We start from the raw sequence: 8,724 nt of genomic DNA on the forward strand, positions 1-8,724 counted from the left end.
CGATGGAGGAAATGTATGTTTAAATATCAATATTTGGATGTAGCGTTTGCATTATTAGTGAGTAATTTTTAATTATTGCGCGTAAGATTACTGTGAACCCGATAACCCTTATCATGTAAGCCCCTCAGCGTAGAAACTCTATTTATATCAACTCAAAAATCTAAATTATGAAAATGCTATTATTAAAGATGGTGGCCCCTATTTTATTGACCAGTCTTATTATCTCCTGTAAAAAAACAACACCCCTGCAGGAAATCGCTCCTGTACCCGGCAAACTAAAGGCGAATACCGTTAGCACGGTAACCGGCCATCCGGCAGGATTGCAAACTAATCTGAGGATGTATGGCTACATGTCCGTATACACTGGTGAGTACGTAAAATATATGGATTCGGTCAATCTCGCACAACTCACGGATGTGACTATCTCTTTCATTAATCCGGATGCCAACGGGGTGTTTACCATTAGTAGCGACATTGCGCAGGCAGTGGTAAAAGCCCATAACCTCAATGTAAGGGTACATATGTCCATTGGCGGTGGTGGCGGCCCTGCTTATTGGGACAACCTGATTAAACCTGCCAACAGGGCGCAGGTCATTTCAAATATCCGGGCGGTATTAACCACCTATGATTTTGACGGGATAGATGTAGATTTAGAAGGGGCGCGCATCACAAGTGATTATAACGGATTTATGGTTCAGTTGTCTGATACCCTGCAACAGTATTCAAAATTCCTTTCTGCTGCCTTAGCCAGGTACCAGGGCAACCTTTTATCTGCCGCAGTATATAGCCGGTTGGATTTTTTAAATGTAATGGTATATGACTACACCAGCAGCTCACCGCGTTCACATTCTTCATTCGCAAATTTTCAGAATGATTTCAATTTCTTTAAAGCCAAATTACCGGCAGCTAAATTAAACATGGGGGTGCCGGGATATGCCTGGGAGTATAATGGTAATACGCCCACTACGCAGATATCTATAAAAGATATTTTAAAACAATTTCCTGGCGCCTACGCGCTGAATTACAAATACGCTACGCCTACTAAATCCTGGTGGTTCGATGGGCATCCGGTACTACGCCAAAAAGTAGCCTATTGTTTACAACAGGGTGCCGGTGGTATGATGATGTGGCAAATTATGCACGATCCGCAGGATGATGCCAGTTCTTTGTTGAAGCTGATGAATTTCTGCGCGGGAAATCCGGCATTGGCAGGTTTCGATACGTCGTTGAACTACGCTTTTACGGCATCTAACAGCTGGTTGGCGATGGAAGTAGCCAATGCATCGTTAAATAATTTTGCAGGGGTGCAGCAAAATACCTGGACAAATGGAGATCATCAGAAATGGTTTCTTTCAGTAACAAATAACGAATTTAAAATAACCAATAAAAATAGCGGTAAGGTATTGGATGAAGTAGATGAAACCGCCAGTGGACTTGGCGTACAGTTTGTTCAAAATCCATGGCATGGTGGAGGAAATCAGCGGTATCAATTTGTTCCAAATGAATTGGGCTATTATAAGCTGGTAAACGTAGCCAGCAACAGGCTGGCATCCGTTTATCAGGCATCTACCACTCCGGGTGCCAAAATTGTGCAGTGGACAGATGGAAATGGCGCTAATCAGCAATGGATGATTTCCAGGCAATAAAAGGTCAACTAGTTAAGGAAATTAATAACATAAAAGCCGATGCGCTGTCATTCACGATGATTTAATCGCTCTTTTCGCAACAGGTAATGCTGCAGGAGTAATAACTTATTGTACGCAGGACACTGGTAATAATAACTGATAGGTGGGAAGCCGGAGAGCATTTTCTTCCCGATATCCGGCAGCAGGGAGTTGAATCCGGCCACAAAAAACACAAATCGGCCATCCGTTTTTACATTTACCAAGCTTGTTTCTGGTGGCGTGTCGCCAAGCCAGATTAGCGCAGTACTCAAAATGATCCGGTCCATATCATTGGTAGAAATGGCCAGTAGCTGACGCATGTCTGTAACCAGCTGAGAGCGGTGTTGCGCCAGCGCTGGAATCGGATATCGGCCAATAAGACGGGCCATGTGATACAACAGCACCGCCGGGCGCGCATAGTGGGGGGAAATATATGCTGCGTGAGACATGTATTCCCGGTGGCGGATAAACGAATCGAGTAATTGTACGGTGGCACTGTCGGCACTACTGTTGGCCATGTTATAGGCATGCATGAAATACAGGGCATTCGTCAGCACGCATGCATCGAAATCAATCGGCATACTTTTCCCGAACCAGGTGGAATACGCCGGGATCTGGCGGTATTTTTTAAAGGTATTCCGGATGCGGTAATGAACGGTGTTGGCATGCTGTTGCATGAGGAGCTTTGCCTGGTATGCCATAGTGGAATCGGCTTGCATGGCCAGCAGAAGGATGGCCGTATCATCAATATCATCCGGAAGGGAATGCCATTTCCTGAATAAATTTAGAAAACGGGAATTGGGAAATACCATGCTGGGATTGGTTCTCCAGAAATTGAAAGTAGCACGCCCGGATTGATGACGGAAATTCGGGAAAGTAGCACAGGCTTTTGAGCGGATCTGCCGACACAATACACTATCTGCTCCGGTAAATTGGTACTGTATTTCCCCCAGGGTCATAGCAATAAGACCCGTAAAAAAAATATTGTTGTCCTGTTTCATTTTCCCATTTGGGCGGCCATAATATCGCTGACTGGGAAACATCCCCGCGAAATAAAAACTGTCGCTGGCTACCTGTTCACGGGCAATTTCATGGAGCAGGCGGGAAGAGAAGGAATCCTGTTGGGCGGTCGCTGGAAAGCCGCATATCAGCACCAGGCAGGCTATTTTCAGAAACCGCATGTGGGAAAGGTTTTGGTGGAATACTGAAACAACCATTGTGTGAGAAAAACAAGAAACAGGTTGGCCCGTCGGATTAATCTAAAAATCATCATAATTGTATGTAGGCGATAAAAAGGATTTTTGGATCAGGTAAAATATTGGCAAAGGATAGTTTAGTCTGTTATCGTAAACTAGTGGTAGTTATTACATTCACAGCAAAATTAATGAATGCCCCCCATTTTTGCAATAACATTGATCAGCCCGCAGTTCTTCTCACCATCAATGAACGGGTATTATCACTTTTTTCCACCCCGCAAAACAGAAAAGCCGCATAAATCATACGATTTATGCGGCTTTTCTGTTTGCGGGGTGGAGGGCACAATGTTCGAACCGGTTCGTAGATAATTTATCTGAAATTCAGACATTTATTAGTGAAATTAATTGAGATCCCCCGTCATTAATATATGATTTCCCCTTGAAATATGAACGAGGGCGAAAATTACGTATATTCGCCCTTGTTCTTCTTTTGAGGACAAAATTTACCCACGTTTTTAAATGGAAAAATATGCCATATAATTCATCTATTCCTTATAGATGATCTGCCTTTGTTACCTCCGACCGTAGTAATAGAGGATACTACTATCCTTAAAAAGACCATCGCACCTAGTCGGTCTTTATCAGAGCTAAAAGGTGCAATTACCAATCTCCCTAATCCTACTTTATTTATTGAAACTATAAATTTGCAGGAAGCTCAGGCAAGTTCTGCTATGGAGAATATTATCACAACACAGGATGAGTTATTCAGAGCTTCAATTAATGAAAAAGGAAGAGGTTCCTCTGCTACTAAAGAAGTAATACATTATAAAGATGCACTTTGGTATGGGATAAAGCAAATTCGGAAAAAGCCCGTTCTGGCTACTAATCTCTTTATTTCCATCATGCAGATTATAAAAGAGAATAATTCGGGTAAGTGATTATATCATCCGGCATAAAAATGAGTATTATGCAAATTTAAGGAGAGTAACGGAAGAGAAAGATTGGGCTTCGTGGATTTTATATATGCTGGATATGATTGAGCAGACATCCTCAAAAGGACGTCATCAGATTATTGAAATTGAAAGGCTAATGGAACAGATGAGCGTTGAAATTCAGGAAAAGTTACCGAGGATATATTCTAAAGATCTCATTGAAGTCCTTTTCAAATTACCATATACTAAACGTTCTCAATTGGAATTAGCTGGGCTTGGGAATCTAAAAACAGTTGGTGGTTATTTAAAGGTATTAGAAGAAAACGGATTTCTGAAGAGCGAGCAAGTTTAAGCGGTCTTGAAAATTTGTCTGTTAAATTCTATAATGGCACCCGTGAAGTGAATATTGAGAGTTGGTAAAAATATTTAAAACCCACTCTTTTATTCTTTACCTGTAGGCTAAAAATGGTTGTTAGCTAATCACCAACAACCATTTTTAGTTTAACGGGCGTTAGAGTTGCAGGGAGCTAACTTTTGACGCATTTGTAATATCCCCTGTAATACCCAATTTATTGCTCTAACTTTAGCAAAGTTGCATTGGCTTCTTCTGATGTAGCTTGGGCTTCTTTTTCTTTTTTAGTCCTTATTTTTCAGTAATATGTATATTTAATTAAAATTATATTTGTGAATATTTTTGTAGGTAATATAAGTGACAGAACAACTGAAGATGAGATTTGGTCTTTATTTGACCCATTTGGAGTTGTATATAGTATTAATATAGCGTATGATAAGTACAGTGGCCGTTCTAAAGGCTTTGCATTCGTTGAAATGCCAGACGATTCTAATGCAGTACAGGCAATTAAGCAATTAAATAATTCAGTAGTTGCTGGCCAGACAATAGTAGTGTATGAGGCTCGGCCAAAACCTGAAGGACGAGAAAATAATCGTTTCTCCAGATCTGGCCCACGCCCTGGATTTAAACCCAGATACTAATAGTTGGATGTTTTAAAACGTCGGTTACCTTTATCTGTTAAGAGAACAAAGGAGCAAAGCCACAAAATACGTTAAGTAGTTTGTAGCTTTGCTTTTACTTTTCTATGTACCGGATGGCAGCACCGTTTTTACCGCTTTCTCTCACTATTATTGACACGTGAAATGCCCTCCCCCAAAAAATTGCCTGGCATTCGATTAACATATGCCATTGGGTGAATCACTAAGAAATAAATAAGAAGTATTTTATTTAGGGAAATAAAACTGAAATCGACTAACTAATCGACCATAAAAGAAAAACCCGCGACTAGCGCGGGTTTCTTCGAGATTTTGCGGACCGGACGGGACTCGAACCCGCGACCTCCGCCGTGACAGGGCGGCATTCTAACCAACTGAACTACCGATCCATTCCAAAATGTGTACTAAGAACTTGTCTCCCAATTCGTTGTGTTGTTCCGTTTTGGGATTGCAAAGATAGCAACAAAGTTCCCAATTAAGCAAATCTTTTTTAAAAAATATTTTCAGCATTATCTTTACACCCGATCTTTAACCAATTTAATCAAATTATGCAATTCCTGGATTTCGAGAAACCTATCGCTGACTTATATGAGCAGCTGGAGAAGCTGAAGGAGAATGGTGAAAAATCAGGCGTAGATGTATCTGCTACCGTAAGCGAGTATGAACAGAAAATTGTTGATACCCGTCAGAATATCTATGGCCACCTCACTCCCTTTCAGCGTGTACAGCTGAGCCGTCATCCGGATAGGCCCTATACGCTGGCGTACATCGAAAAGATGTGTACCAACTTTACGGAACTGCATGGCGACCGGAATGTAAAAGACGATAAAGCCATGGTAGGCGGTTTCGCCGACCTGGATGGTGAAACCGTGATGTTTATCGGTCAGCAAAAAGGCGTAAACACCAAAATGCGCCAGCTCAGAAACTTCGGTATGGCGAACCCGGAAGGTTACCGCAAGGCCCTCCGCCTTATGAAACTGGCCGAAAGATTCAATAAGCCGGTGGTGACCCTCATCGATACGCCTGGTGCCTATCCCGGCCTGGAAGCAGAAGAAAGAGGTCAGGCGGAAGCAATTGCCCGTAATCTCTTTGAGATGGTAAAGCTCCGTGTGCCCGTAATCTGCATTATCATAGGCGAAGGTGCATCTGGTGGCGCGTTGGGTATTGGTATCGGCGACAGGGTATTTATGCTGGAAAACAGCTGGTATACTGTTATTTCTCCCGAAAACTGCTCTACTATCCTCTGGCGTAGCTGGAATTTTAAGGAAAAAGCAGCCGAAGAGCTGAAACTCACCTCCGATTATATGAGCCAGTTTGGTCTGATCGATGGAATTGTACATGAACCACTCGGTGGAGCACACGTAAATCCCGACGAAATGGCCCATTTATTAAAAGTACGTATCAAGGAAACACTGGCCGAATTAAGGAAAATTGATCCTGATACCCGCATTGAACAACGTATCGACAAGTTCTCCCGCATGGGCTTTTACGAAGAGAAATAAAAAATATTTAGAGATCACAATAAAAATTTCGAATTTCGGCCTTCGGAATTCGAAATTTTTATTTTCCCGTAAACACAATATGGAACAACTAAAAGGCACCGGGGTGGCATTGGTAACACCCTTTAAAGCAGATGAAAGCATCGATTGGAATGCTTTGGAAAAGTTGATCAACTACGTGATCGATGGCGGCGTTAACTACGTTGTGTCATTAGGCACAACCGGTGAAACACCTACTCTTTCTGCAGATGAAAAGCTGGATTTGATAAAATTCACTTTCGAAAAGGTGTCGAAACGGGTGCCTGTAGTGATTGGTATTGGCGATTATGATACCCGGGATGTAGTGAAACGGCTCGAGAGCTGCCCGCTGGATGAAGCAGCAGCCATCCTCAGCGTAGCGCCGTATTACAGCAAACCAACCCAGGAAGGAATATTTCAGCACTATAAAGCAATTGCAGCGGCTTCCCCTAAGCCCATCATCCTCTATAATGTGCCCGGACGTACCGGTCGTAATATGACAGCAGAAACTACGTTGCGCCTTGCACATGAAGTGGAGAATATCGTTGCCATGAAGGAAGCTTCCGGCGATATGATGCAGTGCATGCAGATTATCCGCGATAAACCAAAAGACTTCCTGGTGATCAGCGGCGACGACGGTCTCGCACTGGCCCAGCTGGCCTGCGGCATGGATGGCGTTATTTCTGTTGCCGCCAATTATTTTGCCGCCGACTTTTCCAGCATGGTACATGCCGCACTGGTAAACGATTACCCGGCAGCACGTATCCTCAATAACAAAATGCTCCAGGGATTTGAAATGATGTTCTCGGAAAATAATCCTGCCGGCATTAAAGCATTCCTGCATCACGCAGGTATCTGCGAAAATAATTTCCGCTTACCCATATTACCGGTTACAGACGGACTTTATGGCAACATTTCCGCATATTTGAATAAATACTAGCAGAAAACATAAAGCAAAAAGCTATTGAAGCGAATGATGAAAGCAAGGTGAATACCCGCTTAATTCATTCGCTTCAATAGCTTTTTGCTTTATCCCTTTTGCTTTCCGCTCAAACAATATAAGTCACGCCCTCTTCCGCAATGGCAGTATTTTCAAAAACCGGTCTGGATTCATCCAGGAAAGGTTGTAATTCTGTGTATTTGGAAGAAAAATGCCCGATCAGCAGTTGCTTTACTTCGGCCGCTGCCGCCAGGGAAGCTGCCTGCACAGAGGTGCTGTGGTAGCGCTCTGCCGCCCTATCCTCTAAATCATGCAAATAAGTCGTTTCATGATACATCATGTCTGCATCTTTCAGCCATGGCAGCAGGTTCACATCATAAATAGTATCTGCACAATACACATACCTTTTACCCGGAGGAGGAGGGAGGGTCACCCAGTCGTTTTTAATAAGTGTGCCATCTTTCCGCTGATAATCAGCGCCATCCTGCAACTTACCAAAATAAGCCGCCGGAATTTCGTAGGCCCTGGCCTGTTCCGGAATCAGCTTCCGCTTTCTTTTCTGCAACTCAAAGGAAAATCCAAAACAGGAAATCCGGTGCTGGGTAGGAAAACAAGTTACCCGTAAGTCCTTATCCTCCAGTATAGTACCACTATAACCAGGAAGAAGGGGTATGAAAGACAATTCAAATTTTAAAATAGTCCCCGAACAATCCAGCTGTAACTGGATAATTTGCTCCAGCTCCGGTGGCGCATATACGCTGAGCGGATCGGTTCGCCCCATCAGACTGAGTGTGTTCAACAACCCTATCAGCCCAAAATAGTGATCTCCATGAAGATGACTGATGAAAATATATCTCAGCTTACTCCGCTTAATCCTGTATTTAGCGATCTGTAATTGTGTGCCTTCTCCGCAATCTACCAGCAGCAACTGTTCGTTGCAGGTAACTACCTGGGCCGTGGGGTGCCTGTCCAGGGTAGGGATAGCTGAATTGTTACCTAATATTGTTACTGCAAACATGTATTTATCGTTTAGCCGTTAGCTTTGAGCTTTTAACTGTTAGCTCGTCCATACGACAAAGCTAACGGCTAAAAGCCGTTCTCTACTCCATTCCTTCCAATAATTCTCTCTCCAGTTCCTCCATCATGATCAGATCTATCGCCTCGGCCATAGTCGGTGCAATATTCAGCATATCGTTACCCGCATCTTTCAAGGCAGCTGTTAAAGTGTTGTTAAGGCCGGTTAAAGCACAGGAAAGATGATTGTCATACATACACTGGTAGACTGTTAAAATGGCTTCAACTCCTTTTGCATCAAATTTTTCTACCAATGTCAGATCCAGTATGAGATTACGTCCCTTTAGTTCCGGCAATGCAGTTGCAGTGGCCATGAAGTCGTCTGACAAATTAGCATCCAGGGCGACTTCTTCCGGACAAAAAACGACTATTTTTTCTTTGGTATCAATTTTG

The 8,724-nt window shown here is 43.0% G+C and carries 9 protein-coding genes and 1 tRNA gene; 6 read left to right on the forward strand and 4 right to left on the reverse strand.

The window, feature by feature from the left end:
- The first annotated feature begins 167 nt into the window (after positions 1–167).
- Positions 168–1,646: a glycosyl hydrolase family 18 protein gene (locus VIP81_RS02660; RefSeq protein ID WP_331956932.1), complete on the forward strand. Its 1,479-nt coding sequence runs from the start codon at positions 168–170 to the stop codon at positions 1,644–1,646.
- 47 nt (positions 1,647–1,693) lie between these two features.
- Here the strand turns inward: VIP81_RS02660 and VIP81_RS02665 are convergent, their stop codons facing one another.
- The gene (locus VIP81_RS02665) at positions 1,694–2,845 is read right to left on the reverse strand and encodes a hypothetical protein (RefSeq protein WP_331956933.1); all 1,152 of its coding nucleotides are present in this window, start codon (positions 2,843–2,845) and stop codon (positions 1,694–1,696) included.
- Between the two features lie 584 nt (positions 2,846–3,429).
- Between VIP81_RS02665 and VIP81_RS02670 the strand changes: the two genes are divergently transcribed.
- The 3 genes from VIP81_RS02670 (at position 3,430) to VIP81_RS02680 (ending at position 4,785) form a co-directional block, all read left to right on the forward strand.
- Complete coding sequence (locus VIP81_RS02670; protein WP_331956934.1) at positions 3,430–3,798, forward strand: Fic/DOC family N-terminal domain-containing protein; 369 nt, start codon at positions 3,430–3,432, stop codon at positions 3,796–3,798.
- A 94-nt stretch (positions 3,799–3,892) separates the two neighbouring features.
- The gene (locus tag VIP81_RS02675) at positions 3,893–4,144 is read left to right on the forward strand and encodes a hypothetical protein (protein ID WP_331956935.1); all 252 of its coding nucleotides are present in this window, start codon (positions 3,893–3,895) and stop codon (positions 4,142–4,144) included.
- A 332-nt stretch (positions 4,145–4,476) separates the two neighbouring features.
- Positions 4,477–4,785 (forward strand): RNA-binding protein, encoded by a 309-nt coding sequence (locus tag VIP81_RS02680; RefSeq protein WP_331956936.1) that lies wholly within the window; start codon positions 4,477–4,479, stop codon positions 4,783–4,785.
- A 330-nt stretch (positions 4,786–5,115) separates the two neighbouring features.
- Here VIP81_RS02680 and VIP81_RS02685 read toward each other — a convergent pair.
- Positions 5,116–5,189, reverse strand: a tRNA-Asp gene (locus tag VIP81_RS02685).
- Between the two features lie 159 nt (positions 5,190–5,348).
- On the opposite strand from VIP81_RS02685, the gene VIP81_RS02690 reads away from it, so the two are divergent.
- Positions 5,349–6,302 (forward strand): acetyl-CoA carboxylase carboxyltransferase subunit alpha, encoded by a 954-nt coding sequence (locus VIP81_RS02690; RefSeq protein ID WP_331956937.1) that lies wholly within the window; start codon positions 5,349–5,351, stop codon positions 6,300–6,302.
- A 79-nt stretch (positions 6,303–6,381) separates the two neighbouring features.
- Positions 6,382–7,257 carry a 4-hydroxy-tetrahydrodipicolinate synthase gene (dapA, locus tag VIP81_RS02695; RefSeq protein ID WP_331956938.1) on the forward strand — a complete coding sequence of 292 codons (876 nt, stop codon included), beginning with the start codon at positions 6,382–6,384 and terminating at the stop codon, positions 7,255–7,257.
- Between the two features lie 109 nt (positions 7,258–7,366).
- On the opposite strand, the gene VIP81_RS02700 is transcribed toward dapA, so the two are convergent.
- Together VIP81_RS02700 and VIP81_RS02705 are read right to left on the reverse strand one after the other, a co-directional pair.
- Positions 7,367–8,275 (reverse strand): ribonuclease Z, encoded by a 909-nt coding sequence (locus tag VIP81_RS02700; RefSeq protein ID WP_331956939.1) that lies wholly within the window; start codon positions 8,273–8,275, stop codon positions 7,367–7,369.
- An 82-nt stretch (positions 8,276–8,357) separates the two neighbouring features.
- Positions 8,358–8,724 (reverse strand): STAS domain-containing protein (locus VIP81_RS02705; protein ID WP_331956940.1); only part of this gene is annotated, 367 nt, incomplete at its 5' end.

The sequence above is a fragment of the Chitinophaga sp. genome (genome assembly GCF_036566945.1).
Taxonomy (GTDB): domain Bacteria; phylum Bacteroidota; class Bacteroidia; order Chitinophagales; family Chitinophagaceae; genus Chitinophaga.

What these genes read in the sequence shown, in the direction of transcription:
- VIP81_RS02665 (WP_331956933.1), bottom strand. Translation starts at nt 2,845, where the DNA reads ATGCGGTTTCTGAAAATAGCCTGCCTGGTGCTGATATGCGGCTTTCCA.
- VIP81_RS02700 (WP_331956939.1), bottom strand. Translation starts at nt 8,275, where the DNA reads ATGTTTGCAGTAACAATATTAGGTAACAATTCAGCTATCCCTACCCTG.
- VIP81_RS02660 (WP_331956932.1), top strand. Translation starts at nt 168, where the DNA reads ATGAAAATGCTATTATTAAAGATGGTGGCCCCTATTTTATTGACCAGT.
- VIP81_RS02675 (WP_331956935.1), top strand. Translation starts at nt 3,893, where the DNA reads ATGATTGAGCAGACATCCTCAAAAGGACGTCATCAGATTATTGAAATT.
- dapA (WP_331956938.1), top strand. Translation starts at nt 6,382, where the DNA reads ATGGAACAACTAAAAGGCACCGGGGTGGCATTGGTAACACCCTTTAAA.
- VIP81_RS02690 (WP_331956937.1), top strand. Translation starts at nt 5,349, where the DNA reads ATGCAATTCCTGGATTTCGAGAAACCTATCGCTGACTTATATGAGCAG.